This is a genomic window from Microbacterium sp. zg-YB36 (assembly GCF_024623575.2).
Lineage (GTDB): Bacteria > Actinomycetota > Actinomycetes > Actinomycetales > Microbacteriaceae > Microbacterium.
In genome coordinates this window covers 774,003-789,446 of record NZ_JANJFD020000001.1, presented here as the reverse complement: position 1 = coordinate 789,446, position 15,444 = coordinate 774,003, and the positions used below count along the sequence as shown (strand labels likewise).

At 68.3% G+C, this 15,444-nt stretch carries 21 protein-coding genes; 14 read left to right on the top strand and 7 right to left on the bottom strand.

Features of this window, described 5'->3' with window-relative positions; translation table 11 throughout:
• Positions 1-119: 119 nt before the first annotated feature.
• From NQ151_RS03960 to NQ151_RS03950, 3 genes are read left to right on the top strand one after another with little or no spacing between them, the layout of a single operon-like run.
• Entirely contained in the window at positions 120-1,109 is a 990-nt protein-coding gene (locus NQ151_RS03960; RefSeq protein WP_257508494.1) for a 4-hydroxy-3-methylbut-2-enyl diphosphate reductase, read from the top strand.
• Positions 1,106-1,663: a DUF6264 family protein gene (locus NQ151_RS03955; protein ID WP_257527081.1), complete on the top strand. Its 558-nt coding sequence runs from the start codon at positions 1,106-1,108 to the stop codon at positions 1,661-1,663. Before NQ151_RS03960 ends, NQ151_RS03955 begins: the two co-directional genes overlap by 4 nt.
• Positions 1,664-1,686: 23 nt before the next feature.
• Positions 1,687-2,238 (top strand): MOSC domain-containing protein, encoded by a 552-nt coding sequence (locus tag NQ151_RS03950; RefSeq protein WP_257508496.1) that lies wholly within the window; start codon positions 1,687-1,689, stop codon positions 2,236-2,238.
• 61 nt (positions 2,239-2,299) lie between these two features.
• Here the strand turns inward: NQ151_RS03950 and fbaA are convergent, their stop codons facing one another.
• A complete protein-coding gene (gene fbaA / locus NQ151_RS03945; protein WP_257508497.1) occupies positions 2,300-3,331 on the bottom strand; it encodes a class II fructose-bisphosphate aldolase in 1,032 nt (343 codons plus the stop codon).
• Between the two features lie 188 nt (positions 3,332-3,519).
• Between fbaA and glpX the strand changes: the two genes are divergently transcribed.
• Positions 3,520-4,509, top strand: coding sequence for a class II fructose-bisphosphatase (gene glpX / locus NQ151_RS03940; RefSeq protein ID WP_257508498.1), 990 nt, complete (start codon positions 3,520-3,522; stop codon positions 4,507-4,509).
• Between the two features lie 128 nt (positions 4,510-4,637).
• The gene (locus NQ151_RS03935) at positions 4,638-4,838 is read left to right on the top strand and encodes a UDP-N-acetylmuramyl pentapeptide phosphotransferase (protein ID WP_257508499.1); all 201 of its coding nucleotides are present in this window, start codon (positions 4,638-4,640) and stop codon (positions 4,836-4,838) included.
• 38 nt (positions 4,839-4,876) lie between these two features.
• Here NQ151_RS03935 and NQ151_RS03930 read toward each other — a convergent pair whose 3' ends face one another.
• Together NQ151_RS03930 and NQ151_RS03925 are read right to left on the bottom strand one after the other, a co-directional pair.
• A complete protein-coding gene (locus NQ151_RS03930) occupies positions 4,877-6,181 on the bottom strand; it encodes a DNA recombination protein RmuC (protein ID WP_257527080.1) in 1,305 nt (434 codons plus the stop codon).
• Positions 6,182-6,224: 43 nt separating this feature from the next.
• The gene (locus NQ151_RS03925) at positions 6,225-6,845 is read right to left on the bottom strand and encodes an exonuclease domain-containing protein (RefSeq protein WP_257508501.1); all 621 of its coding nucleotides are present in this window, start codon (positions 6,843-6,845) and stop codon (positions 6,225-6,227) included.
• Positions 6,846-6,935: 90 nt separating this feature from the next.
• Between NQ151_RS03925 and NQ151_RS03920 the strand changes: the two genes are divergently transcribed.
• Together NQ151_RS03920 and ychF are read left to right on the top strand one after the other, a co-directional pair.
• Complete coding sequence (locus NQ151_RS03920; protein ID WP_257527079.1) at positions 6,936-7,670, top strand: class I SAM-dependent methyltransferase; 735 nt, start codon at positions 6,936-6,938, stop codon at positions 7,668-7,670.
• Between the two features lie 155 nt (positions 7,671-7,825).
• On the top strand, positions 7,826-8,899 hold the full coding sequence (gene ychF / locus NQ151_RS03915) for a redox-regulated ATPase YchF (protein WP_257527078.1): 1,074 nt from the start codon (positions 7,826-7,828) through the stop codon (positions 8,897-8,899).
• 63 nt (positions 8,900-8,962) lie between these two features.
• On the opposite strand, the gene NQ151_RS03910 is transcribed toward ychF, so the two are convergent.
• Together NQ151_RS03910 and NQ151_RS03905 are read right to left on the bottom strand one after the other, a co-directional pair.
• On the bottom strand, positions 8,963-9,316 hold the full coding sequence (locus tag NQ151_RS03910) for a transcriptional regulator (RefSeq protein ID WP_257527077.1): 354 nt from the start codon (positions 9,314-9,316) through the stop codon (positions 8,963-8,965).
• A gap of 7 nt (positions 9,317-9,323) precedes the next feature.
• Positions 9,324-9,764 carry a hypothetical protein gene (locus NQ151_RS03905; protein ID WP_257527076.1) on the bottom strand — a complete coding sequence of 147 codons (441 nt, stop codon included), beginning with the start codon at positions 9,762-9,764 and terminating at the stop codon, positions 9,324-9,326.
• A gap of 207 nt (positions 9,765-9,971) precedes the next feature.
• On the opposite strand from NQ151_RS03905, the gene NQ151_RS03900 reads away from it, so the two are divergent.
• Positions 9,972-10,661, top strand: a complete 690-nt coding sequence (locus NQ151_RS03900) for an SDR family oxidoreductase (RefSeq protein ID WP_257527075.1) — start codon at positions 9,972-9,974, stop codon at positions 10,659-10,661.
• Between the two features lie 24 nt (positions 10,662-10,685).
• On the opposite strand, the gene NQ151_RS03895 is transcribed toward NQ151_RS03900, so the two are convergent.
• The gene (locus NQ151_RS03895) at positions 10,686-11,270 is read right to left on the bottom strand and encodes a DapH/DapD/GlmU-related protein (protein ID WP_257527074.1); all 585 of its coding nucleotides are present in this window, start codon (positions 11,268-11,270) and stop codon (positions 10,686-10,688) included.
• Positions 11,271-11,346: 76 nt separating this feature from the next.
• Positions 11,347-11,985: a DUF4386 domain-containing protein gene (locus NQ151_RS03890; protein ID WP_257527073.1), complete on the bottom strand. Its 639-nt coding sequence runs from the start codon at positions 11,983-11,985 to the stop codon at positions 11,347-11,349.
• Between the two features lie 68 nt (positions 11,986-12,053).
• Here NQ151_RS03890 and NQ151_RS03885 point away from each other — a divergent pair, with 68 nt between their 5' ends.
• The 6 genes from NQ151_RS03885 (at position 12,054) to NQ151_RS03860 (ending at position 15,437) form a co-directional block, all read left to right on the top strand.
• The gene (locus NQ151_RS03885; RefSeq protein ID WP_257527072.1) at positions 12,054-12,749 is read left to right on the top strand and encodes a TetR/AcrR family transcriptional regulator; all 696 of its coding nucleotides are present in this window, start codon (positions 12,054-12,056) and stop codon (positions 12,747-12,749) included.
• A gap of 53 nt (positions 12,750-12,802) precedes the next feature.
• Positions 12,803-13,672, top strand: a complete 870-nt coding sequence (locus tag NQ151_RS03880; RefSeq protein ID WP_257527071.1) for an alpha/beta fold hydrolase — start codon at positions 12,803-12,805, stop codon at positions 13,670-13,672.
• A 3-nt stretch (positions 13,673-13,675) separates the two neighbouring features.
• A complete protein-coding gene (locus NQ151_RS03875; protein WP_257527070.1) occupies positions 13,676-14,257 on the top strand; it encodes an IMPACT family protein in 582 nt (193 codons plus the stop codon).
• 47 nt (positions 14,258-14,304) lie between these two features.
• A complete protein-coding gene (locus NQ151_RS03870; RefSeq protein WP_257508510.1) occupies positions 14,305-14,553 on the top strand; it encodes a PLDc N-terminal domain-containing protein in 249 nt (82 codons plus the stop codon).
• Positions 14,554-14,606: 53 nt separating this feature from the next.
• Positions 14,607-15,032, top strand: a complete 426-nt coding sequence (locus NQ151_RS03865) for a VOC family protein (protein WP_257508511.1) — start codon at positions 14,607-14,609, stop codon at positions 15,030-15,032.
• 129 nt (positions 15,033-15,161) lie between these two features.
• Positions 15,162-15,437, top strand: coding sequence for a hypothetical protein (locus NQ151_RS03860; protein WP_257527069.1), 276 nt, complete (start codon positions 15,162-15,164; stop codon positions 15,435-15,437).
• Positions 15,438-15,444 lie beyond the last annotated feature (7 nt).

The following is a 15,444-nucleotide window of genomic DNA, read 5'->3' as shown; positions in this document are numbered from 1 at the left end:
TCGCGGTGACCGGCCGATGCTCAGGCGCTGACTCCTAGAATCAAGGGGTGAGCACCTCAGCAGTTCGACTGCCCATACCCCGTGTGCCGGGGCGGCGTGGCCTTCTCCAGGATAGGCCGGTGGCCGGACGCAAGCGGGTGCTGCTGGCATCGCCCCGCGGCTATTGCGCGGGAGTGGACCGCGCCGTCATCGCTGTGGAGAAGGCGCTGGAGCGCTTCGGCGCGCCGGTGTACGTGCGCAAGCAGATCGTGCACAACATCCACGTCGTCACCGAACTCGAGTCCAAGGGCGCGATCTTCGTCGAGGAGGTCGACGAGGTGCCGCCCGGGTCTCACGTCGTCTTCAGCGCCCACGGTGTGTCGCCGGCGGTGGTGTCTGCGGCATCCGATCGCGGTCTGCAGGCGATCGATGCGACCTGTCCGCTCGTGACGAAGGTGCACCGCGAGGCGGTGCGCTTCGCCCGCGACGACTTCGAGATCCTGCTGATCGGTCACGCCGGCCACGAAGAGGTCGAGGGGACCGCCGGTGAGGCGCCCGAGCACGTCACGATCGTCAACTCGCCCGACGACGCTGACCGCGTCCAGGTGCGCGACCCGTCGAAGGTCGTGTGGCTGTCGCAGACGACGCTCTCGGTCGACGAGACGATGGAGACGGTGCGACGCCTGCGCGAACGGTTCCCCGAGCTGCAGGATCCGCCCTCGGACGACATCTGCTACGCGACGCAGAACCGCCAGGTGGCGATCAAGAAGGTCGCCGTCGGTGCGGATCTGGTGATCGTGGTGGGTTCGGCGAACTCCTCCAACAGCGTGCGCCTGGTCGAAGTGGCGCTGGAGTACGGCGCCAAGGCGGCCTACCGCGTCGACTACGCGCACGAAGTGAAGCAGGAATGGCTCGACGGCGTCGAGACCGTCGGCGTGACCAGCGGCGCATCGGTGCCGGACGTGCTGGTGCAGGAAGTGCTCGAGGACCTCGCCGGTGCGGGCTACCGCGACGTGGAGGAAGTGCGCACCGCCGAGGAGGACCTCATCTTCTCGCTGCCGAAGGAACTGCGTCAGGATGCCTCGGGCAAGCGCGACGAGCGCGCTCTGGGTGGACGGAACCGACCGTGAGTGACGTCGATCCGCGTCCGCGCCCGCAGTACGGCGAGTACGCGACCCCCGAAGAGCAGCGCGCGCGCATCGCGCGGCCGGATGCCACCGACGCTCTGGAAGCCGGCGTGTCGCCGGAGGCCGTCGCGTCGGACCACGCCGTGCCCGCGGCACCGGCGGCCACCTCGGCCGCGCGCCCGACGCGCACCGCCGACCGCATCATCACGGTCATCCTGCTCGGCTACGGACTGCTGACGGTACTGGTCTCTGCACCGCAGATGATCGATGTCGGCACGTTCGCGCAGACGCTGTTCCAGACCCTCGGCGTCGACGCTCAGCTGGCCGAACCGGAGGGCGTGCGCGCCTGGGGGATCGCCGGTGCGTCGGTGCTGGTCATCGGGTGGCTGCTGACGGCGTGGGTGTCATGGCGGAGCCTGCGGGCAGGCCGCCTCACCTGGTGGATTCCGCTGGTCGGCGGCATCGTCTGCAACCTCGTCTCGGGCATGCTCATGGTGATCCCGATCATGAACGACTCCGCCGCGTGGGAGGCACTGCAACGCACCGTCTCGGGCTGACGCCGAGGCTCTAGGCTGAGCCGATGCCGAGCCTTGTCGCCGTCTGCTCCGTTCACGCCCTGCGCCCCGACGCCGGACCGGTGGGGGTCACCGCGATCGACAAGCGTCCGGCGGCCGGCGCGGTGCGCATCGGCCTGTACGGCGTCTACGCCGATGTGCAGGCCAGTCGCAAGCATCACGGCGGGCTGGACAAGGCCGTCTACGCGTACGCGCAGGAGGATGCCTCCTATTGGGAAGGCGAACTGAATCGGCCGCTCGCCCCGGGCTTCTTCGGTGAGAACCTGCGCACCGAGGGCATCGACGTCAACGCCGCACGCGTCGGCGAACGGTGGCAGATCGGCCAGGACGTCGTGCTCGAGGTGACCATGCCCCGCACCCCCTGCCAGACGTTCGCCCGCTGGGTGGGCGGCGAGGAGGAATCCGGGTGGGTGAAGCGCTTCGCACAGGCCGAGCGGCCGGGTCCGTACTTCAAGGTCGTCAAGACCGGGCGGGTGCAGGCCGGCGATGAGATCACCGTGGTGAGCGTGCCGGCTGGGGCACCGACGATTGTGGACGTGATCCGCGGCATCCGCTGAAAACACGGATGCCCCGACCCGGCAGGGTCGAGGCATCCGTGGTGGTGAAGAAGCAGCGGTGTTACGCGCCGAGCGACTTGCCGGCGGAGCCGAGCTGACGCGTGGCCTCGACGACGCGCACGGCCATCGCCGACTCGGCGACCTTGCCCCACGCACGCGGGTCGTAGGCCTTCTTGTTGCCGACCTCGCCGTCGATCTTCAGCACGCCGTCGTAGTTCTGGAACATGTACCCGGCAACCGAACGCGTGAACGCGTACTGCGTGTCGGTGTCGATGTTCATCTTGACCACACCATTGGCCACGGCCAGGGCGATCTCCTCGGACGTCGAGCCGCTGCCGCCGTGGAAGACGAGGTCCAGGGGCTTGGGGCCGGTGCCGAAGCGGGCGGCGATGCCCTCCTGGATCTCACCGAGCAGTTCGGGCTTGAGCTTGACGTTGCCGGGCTTGTAGACCCCGTGCACGTTGCCGAAGGTGAGCGCGGCGATCCAGCGGCCGGCGTCACCGAGACCGAGGGCCTCGACGACCTGCGCGACGTCGCCGGTGGTGGTGTACAGCGCGTCGTTGGTGCCCTCGTGGGCGACACCGTCCTCTTCGCCGCCGACGACGCCGATCTCGACCTCGAGGATGGCGTTGATGTTCTTCATGCGGGGGAGCAGGGACTTGGCGATCTCGATGTTCTCCGCGAGCGGCACAGCCGACCCGTCCCACATGTGGGACTGGAAGATCGGGTTGCGGCCGGCCTTGACCTCTTCTTCGGAGGCGGCGATCAGCGGCAGCAGGAAGTCGTCCAGCGCGGGCTTGGGGCAGTGGTCGGTGTGCAGCGCGACCGTGATCGGGTAGTTCTTGGCGACCTCGGTCACGAACTTCGCCATGGCGATCGCGCCGGTGGCGCGGCCCTTGACGGTGTGGCCGGCGAAGTAGTCGGCGCCACCGGTGGTCACCTGGATGATGCCGTCGGATCCGGCCTCGGTGAGCCCCTGCAGCACGGCGTTGATCGACTGCGAGCTGGCGGCGTTGATCGCCGGGTACGCGAAGCCGCCGGACTTCGCGCGGTCCAGCATTTCGGCGTACTGGTCGGGGGTTGCGACGGGCATGTCTGCTCCTAAAAGTCGGCGGGTGTTCACGTCCACTCTAGCGAAGGGGGTCCTCGCGGTCCTGGGGAGCGCCGTGCGAATAGGGCCGGCGGGCGCAATTGCCGGGGGCGAAAGAACCCCACTTCCTTCGTGCGCCACCCCACCGGAGGGGCCTGTGCGCGAGGACCTGCGGCAATAGGCTGGCCTACATGGTGAGTCTTACCGCGGATATGAGTCCTTTGCACCCCGACCGCAACCTGGCGCTGGAGTTGGTGCGTGCCACGGAGGCTGCCGCGATCCGGTCCGTGCCCTTCATCGGCCGCGGCAAGAAGGAACTCGCCGACGGTGCCGCCGTCGATGCGATGCGCGCGTTCCTCACCACCGTGAACTTCGACGGCGTGATCGTCATCGGCGAGGGTGAGAAGGACAACGCGCCCATGCTGTTCAACGGCGAGCACGTCGGCACCGGGCGTGGCCCGCAGTGCGACGTCGCCGTGGACCCCATCGACGGCACGACCCTGACGGCCGCCGGCCGCAACAACGCGCTGTCGGTCCTGGCCGTCTCCGACCACGGCACCATGCTTGACGCGTCCAGCGTGTTCTACATGGACAAGCTGGTCACCGGGCCTGCCGGTGTCGGCGTCGTCGACATCCGTCTCCCCATCGGCGAGAACATCCGGCTGCTGTCCAAGGCGCTGGGCAAGCCGGTCGACGAGATGGTGGTGTCGGTGCTGCACCGCCCCCGTCACGACGACCTGATCGAGCAGATCCGCGAGGCCGGCGCCGGCACCCGCCTGATGAGTGACGGCGACGTCGCCGGCGGCATCAACGCTGCCCGGCACAACGCGAGCACCGACATGTGCGTCGGGATCGGCGGCAGCCCGGAGGGCATCGTCACCGCGTGTGCCATCAAGGCGCTCGGCGGTCACATCCAGGGACGGCTGTGGCCGCGGGACGACGACGAGAAGCAGAAGGGCGCGGATGCCGGCCTGAAGGTGAACGGCGAGGTGTACGAGGCCGACGATCTGGTGCGCGGCAAGAACACCATCTTCGTCGCCACCGGCGTGACCAACGGTGAACTGGTCGCAGGCGTCCGCCGCGAGGGCGGATTCATCTACAGCGAATCGGTCGTGATCCGCGGCGCATCGGGGACGCTCCGCCGCATCAACTCGGAGCACCTCACCTCGAAGTGGCTCTGACGTCGGTCGGCGCCGCGCCGCAGCTGTGACCTCTCTGTGACCGTTCTTTCAGCAACGTCTCTGGCAGAATGAGAAGCGGTGTCGACGATGATGCAGATCATCGTTCCGAGTCCCGAGGGGATCCCCGCATGAGCACTCAGGCACACGGCCGTCCGGCCACCCAGCCCCATGTCGTGGTCACCACCGACCCGTCTCGTCGCCCCGACGTGCTGTTCCGGCGCCGCACGCCGGACGGTCACCAGGTGAGCGCATGGTGGATGATCGGTGCTTTCCTCGGTGTCTCCTTCGGAATCATCGGCCTCATGACGCTGTTCCCCGGCGGGTTCTGACCCGAACCGGCTGTCACTACGGCTGTCAACAGGCCTCGCTACAGCGAAGCGTCGGGGGCCACGCGCTCCCGCACGTCGCCGAGGTCGGCGGTGAGGTGGGCTTCCGCGGTGATGGCTGCGTCGTCCGCGACGAACTCCGGTGCGGTGAGACGCCGCGGAGTGCTCGTGATCGCGGCGGGGCCGGCGACGGCATCCAGCTTGGTCTCGTCGATCCCCGGGAACCGGCGGGCAGTCACCAGCACCCGGCTCTCCAGCGAGCCGACGAGCTTGTTGTAGGTGTCGACGGTGCGCTCGATCGCCCGGCGCAGGTCGTCGGCGTGTCCGGTGAGGGAGCCGAGCCGCTCATACAGCTGCGTACCCAGCGCCAGCAGCTCCCGCGCCTCCTGCGAGACGTCCTGCTGCGTCCAGGTGTACGCCACGGTCTTGAGCACCGCCCAGAGGTTCACCGGGGAGGCCAGCGCGACCCGCTTGCCGAACGAGTAGTCCAGCAGTGCGGGATCCTGCGCGAGCGCCGCCGAGAGTAGTGACTCGCTCGGGACGAAGCAGATGACGAACTCGGGGCTGGCATCCAACCCCGCCCAGTACGCCTTCTTCGACAGCGCGTCCACATGCGCGCGGACCGCCTTGACGTGCCGGTCCAGCAGCGACTGGCGGCGTGCTCCCTCTTCGCCCTGCGCGGTCTCGGGGATGGCGCTGGCTTCGAGGTAGGCATCCAGCGGCACCTTGGCGTCCAGGGCGAGGGCCTTGCCGCCCGGGAGCCGGATGATCATGTCGGGCCGGCCCGCCCCGGCATCCGAGGTGATCGAGGCCTGCAGGTCGAAGTCGACGTACCGGGTCAGCCCCGCGGACTCCACGATGCGCCGCAGCTGGGTCTCGCCCCACACCCCGCGGGTGGAGTTGGACCGGAGGGCCCCGGCGAGGGACTCGGTGGTGGAGCGCAGCGCCTCGTCGGATTCCTGCGCGCGGCGCAGCTGCTCGGCGAGCGAGCCGTACTGGTGCTGCCGTTCGCGTTCGAGCTCTTCCACCTTCTGCTGCATCGACGACAGCGACTCCTGCACCGGGGCGAGGGCGCGCAGCACCGACTGCTCCCGCCGCTCGCGCTCGTCGCGCGCGGCCTGCTCGGTGCGCGCCTGCAGGCTCAGTTCGCGCTGCAGCGCACGCTGCTGCTCGAGCTGGCCGGAGAGGGTGTCGCGTGCCGTCTCTGCGGCGGCCACGCGCGCAGCGAGCTCCGACCGCTCGCGGCCGGCTCGCTCGCTCGCGCGGGCGGAACCGGCGAACCAACCCGCCAGCACGCCGACCATGACGGCGGCGAGGAGGAAAAGGGGGAGGGTTGCGGCATCCATGTTCCGAGGATGTCACCGGCCGCCGACATCGGCGGCGCGACGCTCAGGCGACGGCAGCCACGGCTGCGACGGGGACGGCAACCGGCACCGGGGCGGGAGCCGGGATCTGGCCCACCCGCAGGCCGAGGGCCGCGGCGAGCTCGGTGATCTCGGTGACGCCCGCACGTGCGGCGGCGTCGATCATGATGTGGGCGCAGGCGAGGGCGTCGGCGGTCGCATCGTGGTGCGGGAAGTCGAGGAAGCCCACTGCGGCGGCCACCGACGGCAGCCGGTACGAGTCCAGTTCGTAGGTCTTGCGGGCGACCTGCAGGCTGCAGACGTACCGGTAGGGCGGGCACGAGTCGCCGGTGACCTCGCACGCGCGGCGCATGACGGTCATGTCGAATCCGGCGTTGTGGGCGACCATCACGTCGGTGCCGGCGAACGCGGCGATGTCGGCGAGCTGGGCCGACCAGCTCTTGGCACCGATGACGTCGTCGGCGCAGATGCCGTGGATGCCGGTGTTGAGGCTGAAGAACCGGTCGTGACCGGCGGGCGGCTGGATGAGCCAGCCGGCCGAGGCGACGACCTGGCCACCGCGCACCCGGGTGAGTCCGACCGCACATGCCGAGGCGCTGGAGGAGTTCGCCGTCTCGAAGTCGATCGCGGTGAAGTCCAAGGGCACGGCTCCACCTTCACCTGTGGTCCCGGCGGGGCGGGGGAGGGCGCGCCGCGGGCGGGGGAATCAGAAGCGGCGCGTGCCTAGTGTGGAGGCATGAACCGCGACCAGGCGACCTCGTTCGGATCGGCGGCGGGCACGTACGAGGCCGGCCGCCCGGACTACCCGCTGGAGGCGGTGCAGTGGCTGCTGCCGTCGATCGTCGGGCGAGCCGTGCGCGTGGCCGATGTGGGCGCCGGGACCGGCAAGCTCACGCGGGGCCTGCGGGACCTGGGCGCCGATGTCGTGGCGATCGACCCTGATCCGGCGATGCTCGAGGCGCTCCGCGCGGCCAGCGGCGGCATTCCCACCTTCGTCGGCAGCTCGGAACGGCTACCGCTGCCCGACGCGAGCGTCGATGCCGTCGTGTTCGGGCAGGCGTGGCACTGGGTTGAGCCGGATGCTGCCTCGGCCGAGGTCGCCCGCGTGCTCCGGCCCGGCGGGGTGCTGGGACTGGTGTGGAACATCCGCGACGAGAGCGTCGACTGGGTGCGGCGGCTGACCGAGATCATGCGGGGCAGCAACGCGGAGGAGATGCTCGCCGCGGGGGAGCCGCCGGTGTCGGCGCCGTTCGGCGCGCTCGAGCGCGCGAGCTGGCGGTGGACGCGGCCGATGACCCGCGACGGGCTACGGGCGATGGCGTTCTCGCGCAGTTACATCATCACCGCTTCCGAGTCCGAGCGGGCGCGCATCGACCGCGACCTGGCGGAACTGTTCGACGAGATCGGCGCCGTGGGGGACGCGGTGGTGTCGCTGCCGTACGTCACGTGGGCCTTCCGCGCGTCGATCTGACTGCTTGCGAGGTCAGGGCCTGACGCGGGCGCGTCCGGGGCATGTCGGAATTCAGGCTCACAGGCACAAACCCACCGCCGGAGCCCCGTCACGTCCCCTCAGCCTGAATTCCGACCGTCCTTGGGGTGTGCCACCCCCACGTAGACTCGAGTCCCGTGGCTCTTACCATCGGAATCGTCGGACTGCCCAATGTGGGCAAGTCCACCCTGTTCAACGCCCTGACCAAGAACCAGGTGCTCGCAGCGAACTACCCGTTCGCGACGATCGAGCCCAACATCGGGGTGGTGAACCTTCCTGACAAGCGCCTCGAGGTGCTTGCGGAGATCTTCCACAGCGAGCGGATCCTCCCCGCCGCGGTGTCGTTCGTCGACATCGCCGGCATCGTCCGCGGCGCGAGCGAGGGGGAGGGGCTGGGCAACCAGTTCCTCGCCAACATCCGCGAGGCCGACGCCATCGCGCAGGTCGTGCGCGGGTTCGCCGACGACGACGTCATCCACGTCGAGGGCAAGGTCGACCCGAAGAACGACCTCGAGACCATCAACGCCGAGCTGGCCCTGGCCGACCTGCAGACCCTCGAGAAGGCGATCCACCGCTACGAGAAGGAAGTGCGCGGAAAGAAGATCGACCCCAGCGTGCTCGAGTCCGCACTCGCCGCGAAGGATGCCCTCGAACGCGGCAAGCTGCTTTCGGGTGCCGACATCGACGTGGAACCCATCCGCGAGCTGGGGCTGCTCACTGCCAAGCCCTTCATCTACGTCTTCAACGTCGACGAGGCCGTGCTGACGGATGCCGCGCGCAAGGCGGAGCTCGAAGCGCTCGTCGCCCCGGCGAAGGCCGTGTTCCTCGACGCGAAGATCGAGTCCGAGCTGATCGACCTCGACCCCGAGGATGCCGCCGAGCTGCTGGCATCCACCGGTCAGGAAGAGTCGGGCCTGGACCAGCTCGCCCGCATCGGTTTCGACACGCTCGGTCTGCAGACCTACCTGACCGCAGGTCCCAAGGAAGCGCGCGCCTGGACGATCGGCAAGGGCTGGAAGGCGCCGCAGGCCGCGGGCGTCATCCACACCGACTTCGAAAAGGGCTTCATCAAGGCCGAGGTGATCTCTTTCGACGACCTCGTCGCCACCGGCTCCGTCGCCGAGGCCCGCGCCAAGGGTAAGGCGCGGCTCGAGGGCAAGGACTACGTCATGCAGGACGGCGACGTGGTGGAGTTCCGCTTCAACGTCTAGATCTTGACCGGGAAAGGGCTGGTTTGGCAGTGCGTAACTGCTGAACCAGCCCTTTCTTTGTACCTAACCGCTGTGGGATTTCCGGGCGGTATTTTCTGTGGCTGTGTCTCCGAGTCTCGTGAGGGTCACTCGCTGACCTGCGATTCGATTGATCGTGGCGAGAAGAGCTTTGAACGTCTTCTTTCCCTCCGGTGTGAGCCTGACCAAGGTAGTGCCGTAGCGGGAGCGGCGTTTCTTGGTCACCTCGACCAGTCCCCGCTCCTCGAGGTCACGGATGATTTTCGAGAGGTCGTGCGTCGACAGGCCGGTTGTTTCTTGCAGCGAAGAGTAGTCGGCCTGCTCTACTTGGTTTAGATGCGCCATCGTGACGAAGCCCTTTGGGGCGACCAGGTGCGCGTCGAGTTCGGTGTGGACCATGCGTGCCTCAGCGTCGGATCAGCAGGATGATATAGAACGCCAACCAGAATGCCGGCGCGAGACCGGCGAAGAGGAAGGCTTCAGGGAAGGGGATCGTCTCCCCATGAGTGATGCCTCTCCAGACGGGGATGAGTAACCATGCGGTGAAGGCCGCGATGACGATGGCCAGTTTGAGGCGAGGCTCGTTCGCTCGTGACAGGCGGCTTGCGATCCAGTGATGTGAAGTGATTAGTGCGCAAAGGGTGGGAACGATTGCCCACCAAGGATGTCCGCTCAGCGCAATCAGCCCTGCAAGAAACGAACAAGCTACTGTTGCTGCGGTGCTTAAATGGTCACTGATCGAGAACTGTCGCCGCGGTCTTTTCGGCACGGCAGCGAGGAGCCGCCGAGCCTGATCGGGTGTAGTGATTTCTTGGTCTTGAGGATCAGTGGGGAAATGAGCCTTCATCCGTTAACGCTTGCGACTACTTGCAGTATTTGCAAGTAGAGGTTTCAGGAGAGTGTGCTTCTGCGCTTCCTCGCATCGCTCAGACGTTGCTCTGTTTCGGAACGTGGTGGAGTTCCGCTTCAACGTCTGACACGGCGTGAGCGCTCGCGGCAGCCGGGCCCACCGACCTTCGCCTGCCACGCTCGCCCGCCGTGTGACGATGGGGGTATGACTCTGCACGTTCTCACCGGGGCCGGCTCCGGCATCGGCGCCGCCCTCGCCGCGCGCCTGCATGCGCGCGGCGACGACCTCATCCTGTTCGCACGCAGCGACGCCCGTGCGACTCAGCTGCGGGAGCGGTTCCCGGGCGCGTACACCGTCGTGGCAGACCTGGCGGCTCCGCGCGATCTGGCCGCCGCGCTCGCACGACACGATCTTCCCGCCCGCCTGGACTCGCTGCTCCACGTCGCGGGTGTGGTCGACCTCGGCCCGGTCGCCGAACTCACCGTCGACGCATGGTCGTCGCAGCTTGACGTGAATCTCGTCGCGCCGGCCGAACTGACGCGGCTGCTGCTGCCCGCGCTGCGCGCGGCGAAGGGACAGGTGCTGTTCGTCAACTCCGGCGCGGGCCTGCGTGCGGCACCCGAGTGGGCGGCCTACGCGGCATCCAAGCACGGGCTGAAGGCGCTCGCCGACAGCCTGCGCGCCGAGGAGGCCGCGCACGGCGTGCGGGTGTCGACGGTGTACCCCGGGCGCACCGCGACGGCGATGCAGGAGCGCGTGCATGCGCAGGAAGGGCGGGATTACGACCCGACCGCCTTCATCGACCCTGCGTCGGTGGTGACGAGCATCCTCACCGTGCTCGATCTGCCGAGGGACGCGCAGATCCCCGATCTGACGATCCGTCCAGGCTTCTGAGGCTCAGGAGCGACTCGCACAGAGTCACCCCTCTGGCACCGTGCTCACCTGCTTCGCCGGCACCCCGACGACCACCGCGCGCGGCGGCACGTCCTTGGTGACCACGGCCCCCGCACCCACGACCGCCTCGTCGCCGATCGTCACGCCAGGCAGCACCGTCACGTTGGCCCCGAACCACGCGCCGCGCCCGACGATCACGGGAGCCGGGTGCATGTCGGCCCGCCGCTTGGGCGAGAGGTCGTGGTTCAACGTCGTGATGACGGCGTTGTGGCCGATGAGGGATCCATCGCCGATGTCGATCCCACCCTGGTCCTGGAACCGGCAGCCGCTGTTGACGAACACATTCTCGCCGAAGCGGATGTTCTTGCCGAAGTCCGCGCTGAACGGCGGGAAGAGGGTGAAGGATGCCGGGACCTTCATCCCGGTCAACTCGCTCATCAGGGCACGTACTTCCTCGGGGGAGTGATAGCGCCCGTTGAGCTCGGCGGTGATGCGTAGTGCCTCCTGGCTCGCGGCGTGCATCGCGGCGTGGTGCGGCGAACCTCCGGGGATCGTCTGTCCCGAATTCAGGGCCTGAAGAAGTGCGTCGAGTCCTTCGATCTCAGCCATGCAGCCACGGTATCTCGGCGTGCAACCCGCCGAAGGGGACACGAGGTGTTCTTGGCCGCGCCGCCCGGCATCGACATCACCCCGCGGTGATTCGCTGCGGCAGCGCCGGCGCCGGTGACGCGCTTTGCGGCCTCAGTCCCACAGTGATGAGGGTGATCGCGAACCAGATCTCGAAGGCGAAGATGGGCACGGCGCACAGCCCCGCGATCGTTCCGCCCTGCGGGATCAGCCCGAAGAGCTGCGCCGTGTTGCTGGCCAGCACCAGCGCGCCGCCGACCACGCCGAGCGCCGCCAGCGCGCGCGGAACGGCGCGCGCGTCCAGAAGCAGCCAGCCCAACACGATCGTGTTCACGCTGATCACAAGTCCCTGCCCGACGAGGAAGGCGGCGGTGTGCAGCGCGAGAAGCACTTCGGTCGCGGGGGCAGTCACTCCCGACGTCAGCGCGAGCATCGGGAGGGTGCCCGCCGCGATCACCGCTGCTTCGAGCGCGCGCAGCCCTGCGAACGTCGCAGCACGCGCCGGACCCATCGACCGCAGCAGCAGCGCCAGCAGGATGCCCGTGCCGAGACATCCGGCGGCGAGCGTCAGCTCGAGTACGACGCCGAGTGCGATCGTGCCGCCGGCGTAGGCGGCAACCGCTGTGACAGAGGTCACGTGTGTGACGAGGTAAAGGATGCCGGCCGTGCGGGCGTAGGAGTGCGGGCGTCGAGTCATGGCGTTCCCATCGATAAGGGTATACGCCGTACACCGACGCGGTATCACTTTAGGTATACGCTGTACACGTGTCAACCGCCGTTCCGCGCCGCCCACTCGATCGCGAGCGGGTGCTGGATGCCGCGATCACCTTTGCCGACCAATTCGGGCTCGAGGGTGCCAGCATGCGCCGCGTCGCGGACGTGCTCGGGGTGACCCCGATGGCGCTCTACAAGCATGTCGCGAACCGTGATCAGCTGATCGACGGGATGCTTGACCGGCTCGTCGCAAGCATCGATGCTCCAGCGACAGGCCTGCCGTGGCAGGAGGCGTTGCGCGCCCGCATACGCTCCGCCCGTGCCGTCATGAACGCGCACCCGTGGGCGCAGACCGCGATCGAGACGCGGGCAACGGCGAGTCCTACGGTGCTGGCATACATGGATTCGCTGATGGCGATCATGTTCGAGGGCGGGTTATCCGCGGACCTCGTGCACCACGCCATGCACGCTCTGAGTACGAGGATGTGGGGCATCACTCGGGACGTGCTTCCTACACCGGCGGTTCCGGAAGATCCGATCGCGCGTGCCCAGGCGATGGCGGCATTCGCCGGGGCGTACCCGGCGATCGTGCGTATGGCCTCGACGGCGCCGCACGCGGGCGCAGCGTGCGACGACGACGCCGAGTTCGCGTTCGCGCTCGACCTGTTGATCGACGGATTCGCACGGCTCCACGAGCAGGGCTGGGCGTCCACCTCCGCGCCGGGGTCGGGACACCGTATTCGCTGAACCGCGATTCACTGCGAGCGTGGTCGAGCCTCGCGGGCGGCCATGATGTATTCATGTCAGCAGCGGGAAACACCGTGAGCCCGATCCCGCATGTCGTCCGTCGCGGCGCCGGCACGCCGGTGCTGTTCGTCCATGGCAACGGCGTGGACCACCGGATGATGCTCGCGCTGGATGCCGCCTTCGACGCGTCCGGGCCGTGGGAACGCCTCTACGTCGATCTGCCTGGATTCGGTGCCACCCCTGCGCTGGATGCCCCGGGCGGTCTGCCGGAGGTCGCGGACTGGCTCGACGCGGCGGTCGCAGACATGCTCGGCTCGACACCGTTCGCGGTGGTGGGCACTTCGCTCGGCGGGCTGCTCGCCCGGGACCTCGTCGCACGCAGGCCGCAGCAGTGCCTCGGCATGGCGCTGCTGGCTCCGGTCGTGGACTCGGTGCGTGAGCACCGGCTGACGCCGCAGCATGTCGTGCTGGTCGAGGATGCCACGCTCGTCGCCGGTTTGAGTGATGCCGATGCCGAGGCATACACGGAGCTGACCGTCGTGCAGTCACGGGACAACTGGGAACGTTTTCGACAGTTCGTGATGCCGGGGCTTCGGGCGGCGGATGTGCGCGCCATGGCGCGGTTGGCGAAGAACTACGCGCTGCCGGCGCTGCCCGACGACCGCCTGTCCGGCTTCGACCGCCCGGTGCTGATCGTGGCCGGTCGGCAGGACGCCGTGGTCGGCTACCAAGACCAATGGGCGCTCGCGCAGCGGCTTCCCCGCGCGACGTATGCCGTGCTCGATGCGGCGGGCCACAACATAGAGATCGACCAACCCGACCTCGTTCATGCGCACCTGGCACGGTGGGCGCAGCAGATGACAGACCAGGCGACCTGCGACCGAGCGCACCAGCAGCAGCGCAATCGCCCCGAGCATCCCTGAGCCATGCCATTCACCCTTGCCGCGCCCGTCCACAGCGAGCTGGTCATCAAGAAGAGCCGGTTCCTCGGGTGCGTCGAGCCCGTCTCCGGCCGGGAGCAGGCCGTCGCCCGCGTCGATGAGCTGCACGCCGAGCATCCTGACGCGCGGCACGTCTGCTGGGCGCTGATGGCCGGCGGACACTCCGCCGCCAACGACGACGGCGAGCCGAGCGGCACCGCAGGGCGCCCCATGCTCGAGGTGCTCCGTCACCAAGAGCTCGAAGGCGTCTTGGCGACGGTCGTGCGCTACTTCGGCGGGGTGAAGCTCGGCGCGGGGGGACTCGTCCGCGCCTACACGGATGCCGTGGCTCAGGCGCTCCTGGGTGCCGAGCGCGTGCCGCTGATCCGGATGCAGGCGATGCGATTCACGGTGCCGTACGCGTTCGAGGGGGCCGTCCGCCGCGAGCTCGACGCGCATGGCGCGGTGCTCGATGACGTGCACCACGGCGTGAACGTGGAGATGAACCTGCAGGTGCCGGAGGACCGCACCGACGCGCTCGTACAACGGGTCGATGACGCATCCCAGGGCCGGGCGGTGTGGCTGTGAGCGAGGAGAGGGCGCGCGAGCACGACTCGCGGACTAGCGTGGGACCCATGAGACCAGAAGCATCGAAGATGATCGGAATGGCCAAGTCCAAGGTTGAGCTCGCTGTCGGTGCCAAGATCGCGCTGGGACTGCTGAGCGTGGTGCAGGTGGCGTTTGCCTTCCTCGCGTTCTGGGATCTCGCCTGGCGTGACAAGGACGACGTGCGCGGCCCGAAGCCCGCATGGATCCCGGCGATCCTGGTCAACTGGATCGGCCCCGCGGCATACTTCCTCTTCGGCATCCGTCACCAGCGCTGAGACGCGCAGATCGGACCGATCGGTGCATCGACGGCATCCGCTAGCGTGATCGGATGCCTGTTTTCGATCACCTGGGCGTCACCGTCGACGACGTTCCCCGTGCTGTCACGCAGTTCGATCCGGTGATGTCGGCGCTCGGTTTCACCCGGCAGGACGGCGACGGATCGGTCTCGTGGTGGACCGAAGGGGAGCCGGAGTTCATCCTCATGCCGGCGCGCGAGCCCGGCACCGGTCCGCATCGTCATGGACGGGTCGGTTGGCAGCACCTGGCGTTCGCCGTCGAGTCCCGCGAAGACGTCGATCGCCTGCATCGCATCGCGACGGATGCCGGGTGGGCCGTCGTTCGCGAGCCGAAGGAGTACCCGCGGTTCACCGACCGGTACTACGCCTCGTTCCTCGAGGACGACAACGGGATCCGGATCGAGCTCATGCACAATCCGCCGGCCGACTCCGTCCCGACAGATAGCGTCGACGGATGACTCCCGACGAACACCGCTACAACGCGCTGGTCCAAGCCAGTCGGTGAGCGAGGCCGACGTGGCATCCGTCCCTCCGATCGTCGATTACCTGCAGCGCGAGCTGCCCTCCCGCGCCCGAGGAGCATCACCATGCCCGAAACCGACCCCAGCGACCTCGCCCGGCTCGAGCGCCTTCTCTTCGAGGAGGACCCCGTCGGGATCAACCTCGGATTCAACACCGACGAGTACCGCTCCGAGGCGCGGACCATCACGGCGCGACGAGGTGAAGCGCGATCGGTGGAAGACGTGCTGACGATCGTGCACGAGGAGTGCTGCCACTGGTTCGGCACCGACACCGCCGGCCCCCGCGAGACGTATCGGCCGATCGCGGAGCGGGTCTGGGAGATCTGGCATCCGCAAGACTAAACGCCCG

Coding starts and splice junctions, on each gene's coding strand:
- NQ151_RS03900 (WP_257527075.1), top strand. CDS start 9,972: ATGACTCTGCACGTTCTCACCGGGGCCGGCTCCGGCATCGGCGCCGCC.
- NQ151_RS03950 (WP_257508496.1), top strand. CDS start 1,687: ATGCCGAGCCTTGTCGCCGTCTGCTCCGTTCACGCCCTGCGCCCCGAC.
- NQ151_RS03920 (WP_257527079.1), top strand. CDS start 6,936: ATGAACCGCGACCAGGCGACCTCGTTCGGATCGGCGGCGGGCACGTAC.
- NQ151_RS03875 (WP_257527070.1), top strand. CDS start 13,676: ATGCCATTCACCCTTGCCGCGCCCGTCCACAGCGAGCTGGTCATCAAG.
- NQ151_RS03860 (WP_257527069.1), top strand. CDS start 15,162: ATGCCCGAAACCGACCCCAGCGACCTCGCCCGGCTCGAGCGCCTTCTC.
- glpX (WP_257508498.1), top strand. CDS start 3,520: ATGGTGAGTCTTACCGCGGATATGAGTCCTTTGCACCCCGACCGCAAC.
- NQ151_RS03895 (WP_257527074.1), bottom strand. CDS start 11,270: ATGGCTGAGATCGAAGGACTCGACGCACTTCTTCAGGCCCTGAATTCG.
- NQ151_RS03865 (WP_257508511.1), top strand. CDS start 14,607: ATGCCTGTTTTCGATCACCTGGGCGTCACCGTCGACGACGTTCCCCGT.
- NQ151_RS03880 (WP_257527071.1), top strand. CDS start 12,803: ATGTCAGCAGCGGGAAACACCGTGAGCCCGATCCCGCATGTCGTCCGT.
- NQ151_RS03935 (WP_257508499.1), top strand. CDS start 4,638: ATGAGCACTCAGGCACACGGCCGTCCGGCCACCCAGCCCCATGTCGTG.
- NQ151_RS03905 (WP_257527076.1), bottom strand. CDS start 9,764: ATGAAGGCTCATTTCCCCACTGATCCTCAAGACCAAGAAATCACTACA.
- NQ151_RS03930 (WP_257527080.1), bottom strand. CDS start 6,181: ATGGATGCCGCAACCCTCCCCCTTTTCCTCCTCGCCGCCGTCATGGTC.
- NQ151_RS03890 (WP_257527073.1), bottom strand. CDS start 11,985: ATGACTCGACGCCCGCACTCCTACGCCCGCACGGCCGGCATCCTTTAC.
- NQ151_RS03910 (WP_257527077.1), bottom strand. CDS start 9,316: ATGGTCCACACCGAACTCGACGCGCACCTGGTCGCCCCAAAGGGCTTC.
- fbaA (WP_257508497.1), bottom strand. CDS start 3,331: ATGCCCGTCGCAACCCCCGACCAGTACGCCGAAATGCTGGACCGCGCG.
- NQ151_RS03870 (WP_257508510.1), top strand. CDS start 14,305: ATGAGACCAGAAGCATCGAAGATGATCGGAATGGCCAAGTCCAAGGTT.